Annotated in this window: 18 protein-coding genes and 1 tRNA gene; 13 read left to right on the top strand and 6 right to left on the bottom strand. The window is 71.4% G+C overall.

Annotated elements, in window-relative coordinates; translation table 11 throughout:
* The first annotated feature begins 37 nt into the window (after window positions 1–37).
* From ACFZAT_RS17160 to ACFZAT_RS17140, 5 genes are all read left to right on the top strand, one after another.
* Complete coding sequence (locus tag ACFZAT_RS17160) at window positions 38–496, top strand: redoxin domain-containing protein (protein ID WP_391265067.1); 459 nt, start codon at window positions 38–40, stop codon at window positions 494–496.
* 149 nt (window positions 497–645) lie between these two features.
* Complete coding sequence (locus ACFZAT_RS17155) at window positions 646–1,221, top strand: TerD family protein (protein WP_164402590.1); 576 nt, start codon at window positions 646–648, stop codon at window positions 1,219–1,221.
* A gap of 158 nt (window positions 1,222–1,379) precedes the next feature.
* Window positions 1,380–1,955 (top strand): TerD family protein, encoded by a 576-nt coding sequence (locus ACFZAT_RS17150; RefSeq protein WP_018103347.1) that lies wholly within the window; start codon window positions 1,380–1,382, stop codon window positions 1,953–1,955.
* Window positions 1,956–2,025: 70 nt separating this feature from the next.
* The gene (locus ACFZAT_RS17145; RefSeq protein WP_391265066.1) at window positions 2,026–3,153 is read left to right on the top strand and encodes a DUF475 domain-containing protein; all 1,128 of its coding nucleotides are present in this window, start codon (window positions 2,026–2,028) and stop codon (window positions 3,151–3,153) included.
* Between the two features lie 155 nt (window positions 3,154–3,308).
* Window positions 3,309–4,043 (top strand): Tellurium resistance, encoded by a 735-nt coding sequence (locus ACFZAT_RS17140; RefSeq protein ID WP_391265065.1) that lies wholly within the window; start codon window positions 3,309–3,311, stop codon window positions 4,041–4,043.
* A 6-nt stretch (window positions 4,044–4,049) separates the two neighbouring features.
* Here ACFZAT_RS17140 and ACFZAT_RS17135 read toward each other — a convergent pair whose 3' ends face one another.
* Window positions 4,050–4,868, bottom strand: a complete 819-nt coding sequence (locus ACFZAT_RS17135; RefSeq protein WP_391265064.1) for a TerD family protein — start codon at window positions 4,866–4,868, stop codon at window positions 4,050–4,052.
* Between the two features lie 220 nt (window positions 4,869–5,088).
* Between ACFZAT_RS17135 and ACFZAT_RS17130 the strand changes: the two genes are divergently transcribed.
* The 4 genes from ACFZAT_RS17130 to ACFZAT_RS17115 all read left to right on the top strand — a co-directional run bounded on the left by ACFZAT_RS17130 (window position 5,089) and on the right by ACFZAT_RS17115 (window position 10,308).
* Window positions 5,089–6,252 (top strand): HpcH/HpaI aldolase/citrate lyase family protein, encoded by a 1,164-nt coding sequence (locus ACFZAT_RS17130; protein ID WP_391265063.1) that lies wholly within the window; start codon window positions 5,089–5,091, stop codon window positions 6,250–6,252.
* A gap of 66 nt (window positions 6,253–6,318) precedes the next feature.
* Window positions 6,319–8,796, top strand: a complete 2,478-nt coding sequence (locus ACFZAT_RS17125) for a phosphoribosyltransferase domain-containing protein (protein WP_391265062.1) — start codon at window positions 6,319–6,321, stop codon at window positions 8,794–8,796.
* Window positions 8,793–9,620: an HAD family hydrolase gene (locus ACFZAT_RS17120; protein ID WP_391265061.1), complete on the top strand. Its 828-nt coding sequence runs from the start codon at window positions 8,793–8,795 to the stop codon at window positions 9,618–9,620. The genes ACFZAT_RS17125 and ACFZAT_RS17120 overlap by 4 nt, the downstream gene beginning before the upstream one ends.
* Window positions 9,621–9,648: 28 nt before the next feature.
* Window positions 9,649–10,308 (top strand): O-methyltransferase, encoded by a 660-nt coding sequence (locus ACFZAT_RS17115; RefSeq protein WP_365679803.1) that lies wholly within the window; start codon window positions 9,649–9,651, stop codon window positions 10,306–10,308.
* A gap of 95 nt (window positions 10,309–10,403) precedes the next feature.
* Here ACFZAT_RS17115 and ACFZAT_RS17110 read toward each other — a convergent pair whose 3' ends face one another.
* The 3 genes from ACFZAT_RS17110 to ACFZAT_RS17100 all read right to left on the bottom strand — a co-directional run bounded on the left by ACFZAT_RS17110 (window position 10,404) and on the right by ACFZAT_RS17100 (window position 13,110).
* Window positions 10,404–10,628 (bottom strand): FmdB family zinc ribbon protein, encoded by a 225-nt coding sequence (locus ACFZAT_RS17110; protein ID WP_391265060.1) that lies wholly within the window; start codon window positions 10,626–10,628, stop codon window positions 10,404–10,406.
* Between the two features lie 73 nt (window positions 10,629–10,701).
* Entirely contained in the window at window positions 10,702–12,213 is a 1,512-nt protein-coding gene (locus ACFZAT_RS17105) for a hypothetical protein (RefSeq protein WP_391265059.1), read from the bottom strand.
* A gap of 129 nt (window positions 12,214–12,342) precedes the next feature.
* The gene (locus ACFZAT_RS17100) at window positions 12,343–13,110 is read right to left on the bottom strand and encodes a DUF4097 family beta strand repeat-containing protein (RefSeq protein WP_391265058.1); all 768 of its coding nucleotides are present in this window, start codon (window positions 13,108–13,110) and stop codon (window positions 12,343–12,345) included.
* Window positions 13,111–13,285: 175 nt separating this feature from the next.
* Between ACFZAT_RS17100 and ACFZAT_RS17095 the strand changes: the two genes are divergently transcribed.
* Window positions 13,286–13,360 (top strand) — tRNA-Val (locus ACFZAT_RS17095).
* Window positions 13,361–13,380: 20 nt separating this feature from the next.
* Here the strand turns inward: ACFZAT_RS17095 and ACFZAT_RS17090 are convergent.
* On the bottom strand, window positions 13,381–14,112 hold the full coding sequence (locus tag ACFZAT_RS17090; RefSeq protein ID WP_391265057.1) for a M15 family metallopeptidase: 732 nt from the start codon (window positions 14,110–14,112) through the stop codon (window positions 13,381–13,383).
* A gap of 77 nt (window positions 14,113–14,189) precedes the next feature.
* Between ACFZAT_RS17090 and ACFZAT_RS17085 the strand changes: the two genes are divergently transcribed.
* From ACFZAT_RS17085 to ACFZAT_RS17075, 3 genes are all read left to right on the top strand, one after another.
* The gene (locus ACFZAT_RS17085; protein ID WP_391265056.1) at window positions 14,190–15,164 is read left to right on the top strand and encodes a pyridoxal-phosphate dependent enzyme; all 975 of its coding nucleotides are present in this window, start codon (window positions 14,190–14,192) and stop codon (window positions 15,162–15,164) included.
* 28 nt (window positions 15,165–15,192) lie between these two features.
* Entirely contained in the window at window positions 15,193–15,615 is a 423-nt protein-coding gene (locus ACFZAT_RS17080; protein ID WP_391265055.1) for a DUF6578 domain-containing protein, read from the top strand.
* Window positions 15,616–15,698: 83 nt separating this feature from the next.
* A complete protein-coding gene (locus tag ACFZAT_RS17075; protein WP_391265054.1) occupies window positions 15,699–16,211 on the top strand; it encodes a GNAT family N-acetyltransferase in 513 nt (170 codons plus the stop codon).
* A gap of 17 nt (window positions 16,212–16,228) precedes the next feature.
* Here the strand turns inward: ACFZAT_RS17075 and ACFZAT_RS17070 are convergent, their stop codons facing one another.
* Window positions 16,229–17,281, bottom strand: a complete 1,053-nt coding sequence (locus ACFZAT_RS17070; protein ID WP_391265053.1) for a hypothetical protein — start codon at window positions 17,279–17,281, stop codon at window positions 16,229–16,231.
* Window positions 17,282–17,363 lie beyond the last annotated feature (82 nt).

Below are 17,363 nucleotides of genomic sequence, written 5' to 3'. Positions count from 1 at the left end.
AGCCCAGCCCGGTGACGTAGCGAAGGGACGCGTTTTCATGGCGATCGAGGTCGGCACTCAGGCCCCGGATTTCGAGCTGAAGGACAACCACGGCCGGACCGTGAAGCTGTCCGATTTCCGCGGTGAGAAGAACGTGGTGCTGCTGTTCTACCCGTTCGCCTTCACCGGCGTCTGCACGGGCGAGCTGTGCGCGCTCCGTGACGAGCTGCCCACGTTCGAGAACGACGACACGCAGCTGCTGGCCGTGTCCAACGACTCGATCCACACCCTGCGCGTCTTCGCCGAGCAGGAGGGCCTGGAGTACCCGCTGCTCTCCGACTTCTGGCCGCACGGCGAGACCTCGCGGGCCTACGGCGTCTTCGACGAGGAGAAGGGCTGCGCGGTGCGCGGCACCTTCATCATCGACAAGGAGGGCGTGGTGCGCTGGACGGTCGTCAACGGCCTGCCCGACGCGCGCGACCTCAACGACTACATCAAGGCGCTCGGCAGCCTCTGATCCGGCTCCGGGCGGATCGCCGGCCGAACCGGGGCGGAAAGCCTGTTTCGGCCGGGAACCGGTCACTAGGATCCAGTCGTTGATCGGATGTCAACACGACGTGGAGGCGCCGGCACCGGCCGGCCCCCAAGAAACCAATGGGAGGACTCGTGGGAGTCAGCCTCAGCAAGGGCGGCAACGTCTCGCTGACCAAGGCCGCGCCCAACCTGACCGCGGTCATCGTGGGTCTCGGCTGGGACGCCCGTACCACCACCGGCGGGGACTTCGACCTCGACGCCAGTGCTCTGCTGACGAACGCCGAGGGCAAGGTCGCCAACGACGGCAACTTCGTCTTCTTCAACAACCTCAAGAGCCCCGACGGCTCCGTCGAGCACACCGGTGACAACCTCACCGGTGAGGGCGAGGGCGACGACGAGGTCATCAACGTCAACCTGGCCACGGTGCCGGCCGACGTCGACAAGATCGTCTTCCCGGTCTCGATCTACGAGGCCGAGTCCCGCCAGCAGAGCTTCGGCCAGGTCCGCAACGCGTACATCCGCGTCGTCAACCAGGCCGACAACAGCGAGCTCGCGCGCTACGACCTGTCCGAGGACGCCTCGACCGAGACCGCCATGGTCTTCGGCGAGCTGTACCGCAACGGCGCGGAGTGGAAGTTCCGCGCCATCGGCCAGGGGTACGCCTCCGGTCTGCGCGGCATCGCGCAGGACTTCGGCGTCAACGTCTGACCTGCCCGGGGTTCCTGCCCCGGCACCAGCATCTCCGTCCGGCGCCGCACCACGTGCGGCGCCGGACGTGCTCGAAGGACAGTTCTTCCGGCCGCACGGGTTCGGCCGGCCGCTCCGTCCGGTACAAAGACGGTTCATAGACTCGGGGAGGACACACCATGGGCGTCACGCTCGCCAAGGGAGGCAATGTCTCCCTCTCCAAGGCCGCACCCAATCTCACCCAGGTGCTGGTCGGGCTCGGCTGGGACGCACGATCCACGACGGGGGCCGACTTCGACCTGGACGCCAGCGCGCTGCTGTGCCAGTCGGGCCGGGTCCTCGGCGACGAGTGGTTCGTGTTCTACAACAACCTCACGAGCCCCGACGGTTCCGTGGAGCACACCGGTGACAACCTCACGGGTGAGGGCGAGGGCGACGACGAGTCGATCATCGTGAACCTCACGCAGGTGCCGGCCCATTGCGACAAGATCGTCTTTCCGGTCTCGATTCACGAGGCCGACAATCGCGGTCAGACATTCGGCCAGGTCAGCAACGCTTTCATTCGCGTAGTGAATCAGGCCGACGGTCAGGAACTCGCGCGTTACGACCTCACCGAGGACGCCTCCACGGAGACCGCGATGATCTTCGGCGAGCTGTACCGCTACAACGGCGAGTGGAAGTTCCGTGCAGTTGGTCAGGGGTACGCATCGGGGCTGCGTGGCATCGCTCTAGACTTCGGGGTCAACGTTTCGTAAAGCCGCGCACGGCGCGGGGGAGCCCCGTGCACATCGGGGGAGACCCGTTACATACATGATGGGGTAGCCAGTGCTTCTGAAAACCTTCGGGTGGTCGTTCGCGATCACCGTGATCGGCCTTGTGGCCGCGTGGTTCTACGGGGGGTGGGAAGCCTTCGGTGTGGTGGCGATTCTTTCCGTCCTGGAGATCTCGCTGTCCTTCGACAACGCCGTGGTCAACGCCGGAATCCTGAAGAAGATGTCCGCCTTCTGGCAGAAGATCTTCCTCACCGTCGGCGTGATCATCGCGGTCTTCGGTATGCGGCTGGTCTTCCCCGTCGTGATCGTCGCCATCACCGCGAGTCTGAACCCGATCGACGCCATCGATCTCTCCTTCAACGACCCGGACCGCTACAAGGAACTGGTCACCGACGCCCACCCGGCGATCGCCGCGTTCGGTGGCATGTTCCTGCTCATGATCTTCCTCGACTTCATCTTCGAGGACCGTGACATCCAGTGGCTCCGCTGGCTGGAGCGCCCCCTCGCCAAGCTGGGCAAGGTCGACATGCTGTCGGTCTGCATCGCGCTCATCGTCCTGCTGATCTCCGCGATGACCGTCGCCACCCACGCCCACCAGCACGGCGGCGGACATGTGGACAAGGCGGAGACCGTCCTGCTGGCCGGTATCGCGGGTCTGATCACGTATCTCATCGTCGGCGGGCTCTCCGGTTACTTCGAGGACAAACTCGAAGAGGAGGAGGAGCGCGAGCACGAGGAGGAGGAAGAGGCCAAGCGGAGCGGCAAGAAGATCTCCGCGGTCGCCCTTTCCGGCAAGGCCGCCTTCTTCATGTTCCTCTACCTGGAAGTTCTTGACGCGTCCTTCTCGTTCGACGGCGTGATCGGCGCCTTCGCCATCACCAACGAGATCGTGCTCATGGCGCTCGGCCTCGGCATCGGCGCCATGTACGTCCGTTCGCTCACGGTCTACCTGGTCCGCCAGGGCACCCTGGACGACTACGTCTACCTGGAGCACGGCGCGCACTACGCGATCGGCGCGCTGGCCGTCATCCTGCTCGTCACGATCCAGTACGAGATCAACGAGATCATCACCGGTCTCGTCGGTGTCGTCCTGATCGCCTGGTCCTTCTGGTCCTCCGTCCGCCGCAACAAGGCGCTGGAGGCGGAAGAGGGCAAGAGCGAAGTGACCGCCGGGGTGTGACCCGGTAGGAATTGAGGGAACGCTCTCTGCGGGGCGGCTCGTACGGCAACGGCTCCGGGACACACCCGGAGGCCGGCCCGGAGCCGCCCCGCAGTGGTGCGTGCGTCGTATGCGCCGCGTGCGACGGGTGAGGGACCGAGAGGGCGGGGTCGGGGATGGCGTTCTGGAACAGCCTGTGGCCGGGGCGGGAGACACAGTTCGAGTCGGGCAACGCGGCCACCAATTCCATCGTGCTCACCCGGCGGCACGCCACGGTCTCGCTGACCAAACAGGGGGCGCTGAGCGGCAACCTCCGCGTCAACCTCTCCTGGCGCATGCGCACCTCGGACATCGGGGGCCGCTCCCGGCAGAGCGGCCGGCTGCTGCGCCCCTTCAAGCTCTTCCAGCCGGAAGCCGTCCAGGCACACACCCAGGGGATGGTCAACGTCGACCTGGACCTCGGCTGCATGTACGAGCTGGCGGACGGCACCCGGGGGGTGGTGCAGCCCCTGGGCAATCTGCTCGGCGATCTGAACGGGCCGCCCTACATCCGGCTCAGTGGCGACGACCGCTTCGGCGCCCCCTCCGGCGAGACGCTCTACGTCAACCTCGATCAGCGCGAGCACATCAAGCGGCTGCTGTTCTTCGTCTACATCTACGACCAGACGCCCGCCTTCGACCGTACGCACGCCAAGGTGACGCTCTACCCCGGCAACGGGCCGCGCATCGAGATCGAGCTGGACGAGCGCGCCCCGCAGGCCCGCTCCTGCGCGGTGCTCACGGTGGAGAACGTCAAGGACGAGCTGATCGTGCGGCGCGAGGTGAAGTTCGTCTACGGCTTCCAGTCCGAGCTGGACCGGATGTACGGCTTCGGCATGCAGTGGGGGCGCGGCTACAAGAGTCGCGCCTAGATGTCCTCAGGGCCGTATGAACTGCGGACCCTGCGGGGGCAGCACGAAATTCGGGTCGGGAGCGGGGGCCGCCGCCGCTGCGGGCTGCGGGTAGCCGTAGGCGGGCTGCGCGGACGCCGGCTGGGGATAGCCGTACGCGGGCTGGGGCGCCGGGGCCGCGGTGGGCTGCGGATAGCCGTACGAGGGCTGCTGGTGCAGCACGGTCGCCTGCGAGTCCGGTCCGGGGGCCGGGGCGGGCGGGACCGAGGGCGGCGCCGGGGTGTGCTGCTGGGGCTCGGGCTCCGCCTCGTCGACCGAGATGCCGAACGCGGTCGCGAGGCCGATGAGCCCCGTCGGGTAGCCCTGCCCGACCGCCCGGAATTTCCAGCCGTCGCCACGCCGGTACAGCTCGCCGCAGATGATCGCGGTCTCCTCGCCGGTCTCCGCGCGCACGTCGAACACGGCGAGCGGTTCGCCGCCGGCCGCCGCGGCGTCGTAGACCAGGATGCGCAGGTCGCGTACCGCCCCGAAGGCGGCCCCGTCCGAGGACGCGGCGATGACGACCTGGTCGACCGAGGGGTCGAGCGCGTTCAGATCGGCCTCGATGGTGTCCGTCAGGCCCTCGGGCAGGCTGCGCTTGGGCAGCCGGCGCACCAGGCCCGAGGGATGGCGCGGCTGGTTGTAGAAGACGAAGTCCTCGTCCGAGCGCACGCGCCCGCCCGCGCCGAGCAGCAGGGCCGAGGCGTCCACATCGGGCACCCCGGCACCCGGCGTCCAGCGCAGCACGGCCCGTACGGCCATGGCGTCGAGGGGGACGTTCGAGCCTTTCACCATCGCGTGCGTCATGCCGGTCATCCTGCCTGCTGGCGGCCCGCGCGGACAACGCGGGGGCGGGGTCCGTGTCCCGCGCTTCGGGCGGATTCACCCACTCCGCCACTTTTGAAATTCGTGCGAAACGGTCACGACACCCGGAATTCACCCAGGCCGGGAACTGCCGACACCCGTTCGTACGTACTATTACCGGCCACACGTTGTCCGGTCGGTCAGAGAGTACGGGGGGAATTGCATGCGTCATTTCGGGCATATTGCAGCGGCTGCGAAGGACGGGCTCTTCTTCCAGGAACCCTGTGCATTCGACGCGGACTCACCGGCCCCCCTCCTCTCCGCCGCCCTGGGAGCCACGCTCTACAGCCCCGCCACCCGTCCCCGGCTCGCCGACGACATCGTCAAGCTGGCCGGGCGCGGCGTCGTCTCGATGGTGCTGTGCCTGGAGGACTCGATCGACGACTCCGAGGTCGCCGGGGCCGAGGAGAACCTGGTCAGGCAGTTCGCCGAGCTGGACGCGCGCTCCATCGAGCTGCCGCTGCTGTTCATCCGGGTCCGCGAACCGGAACAGATCACCGACCTGGTGCGCCGCCTCGGCGCGACCGTCCGGCTGCTGTCCGGATTCGTGCTCCCCAAGTTCACGCGCGCACGGGGCGTGCCCTTCATGGAGGCCCTGACCAAGGCCGAGGCCGCCGCGGGCCGCCGCCTCTTCGCCATGCCCGTCCTCGAATCGCCCGAGCTCCTGCACCTGGAAACCCGCCGCGAAACCCTCCGGGGCATCGCCGAGACCGTCACCGCGCACCGCGACCGGGTCCTCGCCCTCCGCCTCGGCGTCACTGACTTCTGCTCCGCCTACGGGCTGCGGCGCTCCCCCGACATGACGGCGTACGACGTCGGCATCGTCGCCCATGTCATCGCCGACGTCGTCAACGTGCTCGGACGGGCCGACGGGACGGGCTTCACGGTCACCGGCCCCGTCTGGGAGTACTTCCCCCGCCAGGAGCGCATGTTCAAGCCCCAGCTCCGGAACAGCCCCTTCCAGGAGAACCGGGCCGAGTCGCTGCGCACCGCGCTCATCGCGCACGACCTGGACGGACTGCTGCGCGAGATCGACCTCGACCGGGCCAACGGGCTGCTCGGCAAGACCTGCATCCACCCCTCGCACGTCGCCCCCGTGCACGCGCTGTCCGTGGTCAGCCACGAAGAGTTCAGCGACGCCCAGGACATCCTGCGGCCCGAGAGCAACGGCGGCGGGGTGCTGCGCTCCGCGTACACGAACAAGATGAACGAGGTGAAGCCCCACCGGGCCTGGGCCGAGCGCACCCTGCTGCGCGCCGAGGTCTTCGGCGTGGCCCGGGAGGACATCGGTTTCGTGGACCTGCTGGCGGCCTGCCTCGCGGAGTGAGCGGGACCGGCGGGACGATCGGAGAGGGACACCGGCGCCGAGCACGGCACCGGGTCCGACGGACGAGTGGAAAGAGGGACTGCGGACGTGGTGTGGTCGGGTAGCTGGGTGGCGGAGCGACTGGGCGTCGGGCTGGTGGGCGACGGGGAGCTGCGCGAGCTGCTGGGCCTCGCCCTGCGGCGCAACCCCAAGCGGGCACACCTGCTCGTGTCCAACGTGCTCGGCAAGCACGTGCCGCAGCGCCCTTCCGTGGTGTACGGAGCCGGCGTGGAGCTGGGCCGCCGGGTGCGGGCGCTCCTCGGCGAGGAAGGCGCGCCGCGCGCGGTCGTCGTCGGGTACGCGGAGACGGCCACCGGCCTCGGCCACTCGGTCGCCGACGGCCTCGGCGGGGCGCCCTACCTCCACTCGACCCGCAGGCCCGTGCCCGGCGTGGCCCGGGCGGGCGGCTTCGAGGAGGCCCACTCCCACGCCACCTCGCACCTGCTGCTCCCCGAGGACCCGGAGCTGCTGGCGGCGGACGGGCCCGGCTCGGCGCTGGTCCTGGTGGACGACGAGTTCTCCACCGGCAACACCGTCCTCAACACGATCCGCGCCCTCCACGAGCGCTACCCCCGCGACCACTACGTCATCGTCGCCCTGGTCGACATGCGCTCACCCGCCGACCGGGGCCGCCTCACCGCCTTCGCGGCCGAGATCGGCGCCCGCGTCGACCTGGTCGCCCGCAACACCGGAACGGTCACCCTCCCGGACGGCGTCCTGGAAAAGGGCCAGGCCCTCGTCGCGGAGCGGGAGGCCGAAGCCGAAGCACCCCAGGACGGGCCCCCGCACCCGCGCCCCCACACCCGCCTCGACCTCCCCTGGCCCGCCGGCGTCCCCGACGGCGGACGGCACGGCTTCACCGAGGCCCACCGCGCCCTCCTGGAGCCCGCGCTCCCCGCCCTCGCCGACCACGTCGCCCAAGCGCTCGGCGACCGGCCCCGCCGCGTCCTCGTCCTCGGCTTCGAGGAGCTGATGTACGCGCCGCTGCGCCTGGCCACCGCCCTGGAGGAGCGCACCGACGCCGAGGTCCGCTACTCCACGACCACCCGCTCCCCGGTCCTCGCCGTGGACGACCCGGGCTACGCGATACGCACCCGGCTGGTCTTCCCGGCCCACGACGACCCGGCCGACGGCCCCGGCGAGCGCTACGCGTACAACGTGGCCGGCGCCGGCTTCGACGCCGTCGTCCTCGTGGTCGACTCCACCGCCGACACCCCGGCCCTGCACGCCCCCGGCGGCCTCCTCGACCGCCTCGCCCCGCACACCGCGCAGGTCCTGCTCGCGGTGATCCCCTCGTACGTACCGGGGGCGCCCGCCTCCGAACGCCAGGAAGAAGCCCCCATGCAGCTGCCCGAGCCCCTGCGCGGCCCCGCGTTCTCCTCGTACGCGCCGGACGAGGTCGGCTGGCTGCTCCAGGACCTCTCGGACACCCGCCTCGAAGCGCCCACGGAGGAGCGCGAGGAGGCGATACAGAGGGGGGGCGCGCACTACGCGGAATCGCTTCCCGTCGAGTACCAGCCCTCCGCCGCGTACCAGGAACTCTTCAAGAGCGCCCTCGCGGTGTCGGCCGCCCGCATCGCCCGCGCCGTGGGCACCGTCACCGAGACCGTCCTCGCCGAGCGCGGCCCGCGCCCGGTCCTCGTCTCGCTCGCCCGGGCCGGCACGCCGGTCGGCGTGCTGATGCGCCGCTGGGCCCGGGCACGGCACGGCATCGACCTGCCGCACTACGCCGTCTCCATCGTGCGGGGACGCGGCATCGACGCCAACGCGCTGCGCTGGCTGGCCGGTCACCACGACCCGGCCGACGTCGTGTTCGTGGACGGCTGGACCGGCAAGGGCGCGATCACCCGCGAACTGGCCGCCGCCGTCGCCGAGTTCGAGAAGGCCGGGGGAGTGGCGGGCTTCAACCCGGAGATCGCGGTGCTGGCGGACCCGGGCGGCTGCGTGCGGACGTACGGCACCCGCGAGGACTTCCTCATCCCCTCCGCCTGCCTCAACTCCACGGTCTCCGGCCTCATTTCCCGTACTGTCCTGCGCGCCGACCTGGTCGGCCCGGACGACTTCCACGGCGCGAAGTTCTACCGCGAGCTGGCCGGCGCCGATGTCTCCGGCCTCTTCCTCGACACGGTCGCCGCGCGCTTCGACGAGGTCGCGGACGCGGTGGACACCGAGGTGAAGGAGCTGCTCGCCGCCGACCGGGCCCCCACCTGGGAGGGCTGGGCGGCCGTGGAACGCATCAGCGAGGAGTACGGCATCCACGACGTCAACCTCGTGAAGCCCGGCGTCGGCGAGACCACCCGGGTCCTGCTGCGCCGCGTCCCCTGGAAGATCCTCGCCCGGCGCGGCGCCGGCCCGGACCTCGACCACATCAGGCTCCTGGCCGAGCAGCGCGGCGTGCCCGTCGAGGAGGTCGACTCGCTCCCGTACACCTGCGTCGGGCTCATCCACCCCAAGTACACCCGCGGGGCGACCGGCGCCGACGGCAAGGCGGTGGAGTCCGCGTGACGGCCTCCCCGGTCACCCTCGTCGCCAGCGACCTCGACCGCACCCTCATCTATTCCTCGGCCGCGCTCCAGCTCACCATGGAGGACGATCGGGCGCCCCGGCTGCTGTGCGTCGAGGTCTACAACCACAAGCCCCTCTCGTACGTCACCGAGACCGCGGCCGGGCTGCTCACCGACCTCACCGCCGCCGACTCCACGGTGTTCGTCCCGACGACCACCCGCACCCGCGAGCAGTACCACCGCATCCGGCTCCCGGGCGCCCCGGCCGAGTTCGCGATCTGCGCCAACGGCGGCCACATCCTGGTGAAGGGCGAGTCCGACCCGGACTGGCAGCGGACCGTGGCGGGCCGCCTCGCCGACGAGTGCGCCCCACTGGCCGAGGTCCGCGCCCACCTCGTGGCCACCGCCGATCCCGCGTGGCTGCTCAAGGAGCGCGTCGCCGAGGACCTGTTCGCGTACCTCGTCGTCGACCGCGCCGAACTGCCCCCGGAGTGGACCAAGGAGCTCGCCGCCTGGGCGGAGCCGCGCGGCTGGACCGTCTCGCTCCAGGGCCGCAAGATCTACGCCGTACCGCGCCCGCTCACCAAGAGCGCGGCCATGCGCGAGGTCGCCCGTCGCACCGGCGCCACGCACACCCTCGCCGCCGGTGACTCCCTCCTGGACGCGGACCTCCTGCTCGCCGCCGACCAGGGCTGGCGCCCCGGCCACGGCGAACTCGCCGACGCCGACTGGGACGCCGACCACATCGAGGCCACCGCCGAACGGGGCGTGGCGGCGGGCGAGGAGATCCTGCGCCGCTTCCTGCGGGCCTCGGGGGTCCGGTAAATCACCTGGGCGACCGTAGAGTTGTGCGATGACCAAGGGAAACTCCACCAAGATCACCGATGAGCTGTACGCGTACATGCTGGCGCACAACCCGCCGCTGGACGCCGTGCAGCGCGAACTCGTCGAGACGACCTACGCGCGGCTGCCCGAGCACGCGGGCATGCAGTCGGCCGAGGAGCAGGGCCCGCTGCTCGCCTTCCTCGTCCGGCTGACGGGCGCCCGGCACATCGTGGAGGTCGGCACGTTCACCGGCTTCTCCGCCCTCGCCATGGCCCAGGCGCTCCCGGCGGACGGACGGCTGATCGCCTGCGACGTCTCGGAGGAGTGGACGGCGTACGGCCGGGAGGCGTGGCGGAAGGCGGGGGTCGCCGACCGCATCGACCTGCGTATCGCCCCCGCCCTGGACACCCTGCGCGCGATGCCGGAGGAGCCCCACATCGACTTCGCCTACCTGGACGCGGACAAGGGCAACTACATCGCGTACTGGGAGGAACTGGTGCCGAGGCTGCGGCCGGGCGGGGTCATCACCACGGACAACGTGCTGTTCCACGGCCGGGTGACGGACCCGGACGCTACGGGCGCGGCGAAGGCCATCCAGGAGTTCAACGACCATGTCTCGGCGGACGCGCGGATGGACAGCGTGCTGCTGACGGTGTCGGACGGGCTCACGCTCTCGCGCAAGCGGTAGCCGCCCGGGGGCGGCGGTTCCGGGCGCGGTGGTCCGGTGGTGCCGGCGGCGTGCGGGGGTCGCGGCGCCGCCGGTGCCTCGGGTACCGCCCCGGTTCAGCCGCAGCAGCCTCCGCCGCAGCAGCCGCCCCCGCCGCCGCCGGCCGACGGCGCGGGCCGGGAGCCGCCGCCCGCCGTGCCGCCGACAGCGACGGCCGAGAGCAGCTTCACGGTGTCCTCGTGCCCGGCGGGGCAGGAAGCGGGAGCGGAGGACTCGGCCATGGGGCGGCTGAGCTCGAAGGTGTCTCCGCAGGAGCGGCAGCGGTACTCGTAACGAGGCATGACGCCAGGTTATCGGCGCCGGGCCCCGGGCTGTCCACAGCGCGGCGCCCGCGACCGTCCGGGGCGGACGGCGTCAGTGACTCCCCGCGCCACGCTCCTCGCGGATGTCGGCCACGACGTCGGCGGCGATCCCGCGCAGGCCCTCCGTCACGGTGAGGAAGTGCCAGTAGTCCGGGTGCCGGTTCTCCAGGGCCGTGATCGCCTGGTCCAGGCGGGCCACCGCGTCGTCCAGCGGCCGGGCGTGCCGCGGCTCGGGCGTCTGGCGCCCGGCCATGGCGAGGCGCTGGGCGTCGCGGATGGCGAACCGGGTGCGCTGGATCTCCTGCTGCGGGTCCTTGGCGACGTCGTCGAGCCGGCGCAGGCGGTCACCGGCGGCGGACACCGCCTCGTCGGTCGCGTTGAGCAGGGCCCGTACGGTGCTCAGCCGGGAGGTGGCGTCGGCCCAGCGCTGCTCGTCGCGGGCCTGGGACGCCTCCTTCAGCTTCTCCTCGGCCCGGCGCACATTGACCGCGGCCTGCTCCGGGACCGGCTGGAGGTCCTGCCAGCAGGCGGCGGAGAACCGGCGCCGCAGCTCGCTGAGGACGGGCTCGACGGACGCGGACCGGGTGGTCAGCGCTTGGGCGCGGGTACGCAGGGTCACCAGCCGGCGGTCGATCTCGGCGGCGCGCTCGGGCAGCTTCTCGGCCTCGGCCCGTACGGCTTCGGCGTCGCGCAGCACGCGGTCGGCGCGCTGCAGGGTCTCGGGCACGCCGTGGCGCCCGGCGCCCTGGTTGAGCTTGGTCAGCTCGGGGGCGAGGGCGGCGAGCCGGGCGGCGAGATCGTCGGCCCGCAGCCCGGACGCCCGCACCGAATCGAGAGCATTGCTCGCGCCGAGGAGCGCCTGTCGCGCGCGTTCGACGGCGGGGGCGAGCCGGGCGAGCTGCGTCTCGGCGCTCCCGAGGAGCGGCCCGAGCCCGGCGCCGAACCGGTCGAGCTCCCCCTTGACCCGTATCAGCTGCTCCTTCGCGGAGGTCAGCTCGGCCCGGGCCCGGGACGCGACGGACGATTCGAGATCGTCGCGGTCGAGGTCGTGGGCGTCGACGGCGGTGATGTACGCGTGACTAGCCTCGTCGATGCGCCGGCCGAGCGCGGCGAAGTCGTCCACGGCCTTGCGGGCGGCCGGGGAGCTGTCGACCGCGGTGATGGTCTCGATGGAGATCTTGAGGTCGCGCTGGGCGGTGTCCAGCTCGTAGAACGCCTCGGCGGCCGCGTCCTTCGCCGCCTGCGCCTCGGCCCGCTGCCCCTCGCCGCGCCCGCCGAACCACCGCCGCGTACCGCCGCCGGTGACGGCGAGGGCGAGGAGGGGGAGGGGCGCGAGAACGAGAACGCACAGGTCACTCAGGGCGGTGGCACGCCGGGCGCGCGGGGCGGGGGTGCGGCGGTCATGCGGGTCCGGGGCGCGCCGCCCACTCGGGTCGGCGGTGTGGCGCTCGCGCGGGCCGGGAACGGACCGGGCACCCGGATCAGCCCCCACCGCACGACGCCGACTCCGCTCCCGGACCGCTCCGGCGTTTCCCGCCTGCGGCTGCGCGTCTGTCGCCGTCACATGCCTCTCCCGTGCCGTTTCGCCCTGCCGGATACATTCTCCCACCAGTAAGGACGAACACACGTGCCGGTTAGTTCACGACGGGGCCGGTGACCGTGCCCCTTTCTCAGCTCGCGTGCCGGACGGCTCTCAGCTCGCGTGCCGGACGGCGACCCCGCCGTTGTCGCTGTGGGCCTTCACCACGTGGCGGCTGCTGTCACTGCGGGGCACCTTCACATCGACGTGCCCGTTGTCGGCCGACGCGGAAACGGCGTACGAGGTCGTGCCGGCGGGCAGGTCGATGGCGATGCGCCCGTTGTCGCTGTCGGCGTCCACGAGGTCCGGAACCCGGGTGAGGCCGAGCTGCACGGACCCGTTGTCCGACCGCGCCACCACGGACCGGGAGGAGACCCGCTCGGCGCGGACGGACCCGTTGTCGCTCTTCAGGTCGAGGGGCCCGCTGACGTCCCGGGCGACGACGCCGCCGTTGTCGGCGTGCAGCTTGAGCGGCGTGGTGAACTTGGACGCGGTGACCTTCCCGTTGTCCGCGTCCACGGTCAGCGCGAGCCCGCGGGGCACCTTCACCGTGTGGCGCGACCCGCAGTTGCTGATCAGCGCCTTGCACTTCACGTGGAGGGTGAGCGTGTCCCCCTCCAGCTTCCACACGGGGTCCGGCCCGCTCCCGAGGACCACCCACCCGTCGACCCTCCGGGTCACCTGGACCTCGTCCACGTCCGCCGGGACGACCTCCACGGTGGAGTTCTCCGCGTCGATGGTCAGCGCCTTTCCCTCGAACGCGAATGACTTGTGCTCGACGGGCGCGTCGTCCACGTCCGTGCTCCCGCACCCGGTGAGCGCCGCGACGAGCAGAACGGTGCCCCCGACGGCCACGATTGCGCTGCGATTACGGATGGTCATGGTGATCAGGTCCCCCTGGGGCCGGCGCTGCGATGTGTCCTCACGGTAGGCAACCGGGCCCACCCCGGACGATCCGGACGGCTACCGTCTCCGGGGTGGGGCTATCCCCCGTACGCCCACCCGAAACCGATTGTCGACATGCCCCGCGAGCCATGTAACCTGTTCCTTCATCCACGGGTGCGTAGCTCAGGGGTAGAGCGCTGCTCTTACAAAGCAGATGTCGGCGGTTCGAAACCGTCCGCGCCCACCAGTGCGAAGGCCCCCGGCCGATCATGGCTGGGGGCCTTCGGCGTCCGTATCTGCCGCGTGACCGGTCGGGCAGGTGGGGGCGGGTGGTCGGTTAGCCGCGGGGGCGAGTTCCCTCGGGCCGTAGCAAGCGGTGGGGTTGCCCGTGGTCAGGGCCCAGTAGCGGTCGCCGAAGGACCAGTGCCACCATTCTGTGGGGTAGTTCACCAGGCCGGCCGACGTCAGTGCGGAGCCCAGTAGTCGGCGGTTGGCTCTGGCCTCTTCGCTGATGTTGGCAGCGTGGGTGTAGCAGGCGCCCCCGCTCTCCTCCGGGTTCGCGTTCATCCTTGTGCCCAGGTCGAGTTCGTTCCCGGCCGTGTCGGCCAGGGTGAGGTCGACGGCCGCGCCGGCGCTGTGCGGGGCGATGCCGGGCGGTGATACGTACCGGCTCGCTGCTGAGTGGATCTGCTGGGCGGGCCATTCCGGGTGGGCGGTTCGCAGTTGGCTCGCGTACTCCTCGAAGTACTCCCGCTGGAGAGACGGGGGCCGGTATCCCTCGACGAACAGCAGCCGCAGGTCCTGGGGGAGTCCCGCCTGGGCCTTGAGCAGCCGCTCCAGTACTCCTTCGCGCAGGTAGACGAAGGAGTCTGCCGGGTCCTGCTTGCGTGCGTCGACCAGCAGCGAACCGGTGGTGCGCACGTCCACAAGGCGCTCACCGCACTCCGAGACGGGAATGGCGGCGACCTTCGGGTCCGACATCAAAACGATCTCACTCATGATGCGATCATCTCGCAGACCTTCGGCACGGCGATCTCATCGACGGTCGGTAGGTTGCTCCTGTCGACCTACTGAGCGTGGAGGGGAACGTGCTGATCACCGTCGCGGATGTGGAAGCCGAGGCCGAGCGGATTGCCGCGTATGTGGTGCGGACGCCGACCGTGGTGAGTCCCGGGCTCTCCGCATTGCTGGGGGCGCCGGTCACCGCGAAGCTGGAACTGCTGCAGCGCACCGGTTCCTTCAAGGCCCGTGGGGCGACGGCGAAGCTGCTGGCGCTCGGTGAGGCCGAGCGTGCCGCGGGGGTCGTCGCCGTGAGCGGTGGCAATCACGGCATCGCGGTCGCGGAGATGGCGGGTGCGCTGGACATCAAGGCGACCGTCGTCATGCCCCGGTCCGCCCCCGGCCGCGCCGTGGAGATCGCCGAGGCGGCCGGGGCGAGTGTCATCCTCGCCGACACGATGGGCGGCGCCTTCGCCCTCGTGGACGAACTCCAGCAGTCGGGGCTCGCGTTGGTCCATCCCTTCGGCGACCCCGTCGTCGTCGCGGGCCAGGGCACGGTGGGCCTGGAGTTCGCGGAGGATGCCGGTGAGCTCACCGACGTACTCGTCAGCATCGGTGGCGGGGGGCTGATCTCCGGTGTCGCGGCCGCGCTGCACGCGCGCCGTCCCGGGGTACGGATCTGGGGCGTCGAGACCGAAGGCGCGCGGGCCATGTCGGAGGCGCTGGCCGCCGGCGGGCCGGTGCCGGTCGAACTGTCGTCGATCGTCTCGACGTTGAGCGCCCCGAGCGCCTCGCCGCTCACCTACGAGCACGTCTCGGCCCTCGTCACCGACGTCCTCACCGTGACCGACGCCGAGGCCGTGCAGGGCACCCTCGACCTGGCCGACCACGCGAAGGTGTGGGCCGAGCCCGCCGCCGGATGCCTGCTGCCCGCGGCCCGCCAGGTGCTGGAGCGCGTCGGGGACGGTGCCAGGCTCGGCCTGGTCGTCTGCGGCGGCAACGCGACCACCGCCGATGTGACCGCCTGGGCCGAACGGTTCGGGCTGCGCTGAGCCGGGCCGTACGGAGCACAATGGCCGGGTGACGTTCACGATTTGGGTCGATGACTGGCAGATGCAGTGCTGCGGGGAGCCCTTCGCGCCCGGGGGCGTCGTGTCGTGGACGTTGATGGAGGTCGATCCCGAGGACTACGCCGACCTCGTCGGCGAGGAGCGTGCGGATGGGATCGACTTCCGCGAGGAGCATCACGGGGCTGAGGAAGGGCGCGCGCCTGCCTCCCTGGAGGTGCTGTCGGTTGTCGAGGTGCACTGCCGTTACGGGGTGCCTCCGGGGGCCACGGACCGGGTGAACTACGCCGTTCCGGGCACGACCGTGCTGGTTCCGGTCGAGGCGGCGGCGGACGGGTGGGCGAAGGCCCGGGAGGGGGTCGCCTTCGCGGGCTACCTGGTGACGGCCAGGGCAGTCGCAGATGTGCCGGGGGGAGCGGCTGGTCGCCGGACATGAGAGGGCGGACGCCCGGCGAGGTGAGGTCGAGAGCCGTGGCAGGCTGGTCCGACAGTCGTGCCCGCACCCGTGGAAGGTGAGCCGTGTCCGAAGTCCTGGTCCGTCCCCGGGAGGTCGCCGATCTGGGTGCGGCGGCTGCCGTGCTCGCCGGTGTCCACGAGTCCGACGGGTATCCCGTGGAAGGGGTGGCGGACCCCGAGGCGTGGCTCTCGCCGGACGGCCTGATCGCGGCCTGGGTCGCCGAGCTCGACGGGCGCGTCGTGGGGCATGTCGCGGTCAACCGGGCCCGGCGCGGGGAGGATGTGGCACGGCTCTGGCGGGAGAGCGGTGGTGCCGGGGATACGGAGATCGCGGTGCTGGCCCGGTTCTTCGTGGGGCGGGACGCGCGGGGCGCTTCCGCCGGAGCGCGGCTCATGGACGCGGCGGAGGCGTATGCCCGGGCGCACGGGCTGCCGTTGGTGCTGGAGGTCCTGACCAAAGACGCCGCTGCCATCCGGCTGTACGAGCGGCTCGGATGGCAGCGGATCGGTGGGCTCCGGCACTTCTTCGCCGGGCGGCACTTCGACGCGCTGTGCTTCGCGGCGCCGGGTGCGTGAGAGAGGGCCGGAAGCGGTCAGGCGGCCGGTGACGTGTGCGCGTACCACGTCTCCGTCTCGTCCGGCGGCAGTACGCGGATGAGCTCCGCCCGGCCCGGCAGATGCGGGAAGAAGCGGTCGGCGTTCCAGGTGCGTGAGTAGGACGGGTCGTCCAGGACCAGCAGGCGGCGGCCGTCCACCACCGGGATGTCGTCCGGCAGGCCCTCGTTCCAGATGCGGGTGCCGTCCGGGGTGAGGAGTTCGAAGCAGCCGGTCGCCACCGCGTCCGATTCGCTCTCGGCGGGTTCGGGGCTCGTCGCCAGGCGGACGCTCTCCGGGGAGGGGGCCGCGCCGGGGACGTGGCCGCCGCCCACCAGGACGTGGCCGAGCAGGGTGTGGAGCTGGAAGTTGTCGCCGATGCCGGCGATCCGTATCTCGAAGCCCGTCCCGGTCGGACGGTGGAGCACGATCACGGGTTCGTCGTCGAGCACCGCCAGGGCGTACGAGAGGCACTTGAGGTCGTGCCGGTCCAGGGCCTCCACCGCGCGGCAGAGCGGGAGGAGGTCCGACGCGTGCCGGCGGCGTACCTCCGTGCTGCGGCACAGCACCGCGAGGGCGGGCGGCTGCCACTGCTCCAGGGCGCACCAGGCGAGGGCCAGGCGGGTCGCCTCGTACGTGTCGTCCCCCAGCCGGGCCAGGAACGCGTCGTCGATCGACCCCTCGTCCGGGGCCGGGAGTTCGTCGCCCGTCGCCGTCCAGCGCCGCGCGAACTCCGCCGCGTCCAGCAGGTCCCGGCGGACACCGTCCAGGATCGGTTCCGCGCAGGCCTGCGGCTCGGCGCCCCGTTCGACGCAGTAGCCGGCGGCCATCGCCAGCATCGGGCGCGGGCCGGTCGGCGGGAAGGCGGGGAGCAGGGCCGCGAGGCGGGGCCCCGCGTCGCGGCACTCGGCGTCCGACGCCGGCTGTGCACTGTTCATCACGTCGCCGAACGCGCGCCCGGTGCGGTCGCCGTCGCGGGCGGCGACCGCCTCTTCCAGGTCGGACACGGCGGCGGTGAGGCGCGCGGCCTCGGGCTTCCTGTTGAAGATCACCGCCACACCCTAGGCCGTGTCCGAAAAGTCCCGTCGTACACCCGCAGGGCGTCGCGGGCCAGACGGGACTTTCCGGACACGG

The sequence above is a fragment of the Streptomyces sp. NPDC008163 genome, assembly GCF_042956885.1.
In the GTDB taxonomy this organism is placed as follows: domain Bacteria; phylum Actinomycetota; class Actinomycetes; order Streptomycetales; family Streptomycetaceae; genus Streptomyces; species Streptomyces drozdowiczii_A.
Note: the sequence above shows the minus strand (reverse complement) of the source record. Positions and strands in the feature narration are given on the sequence as shown.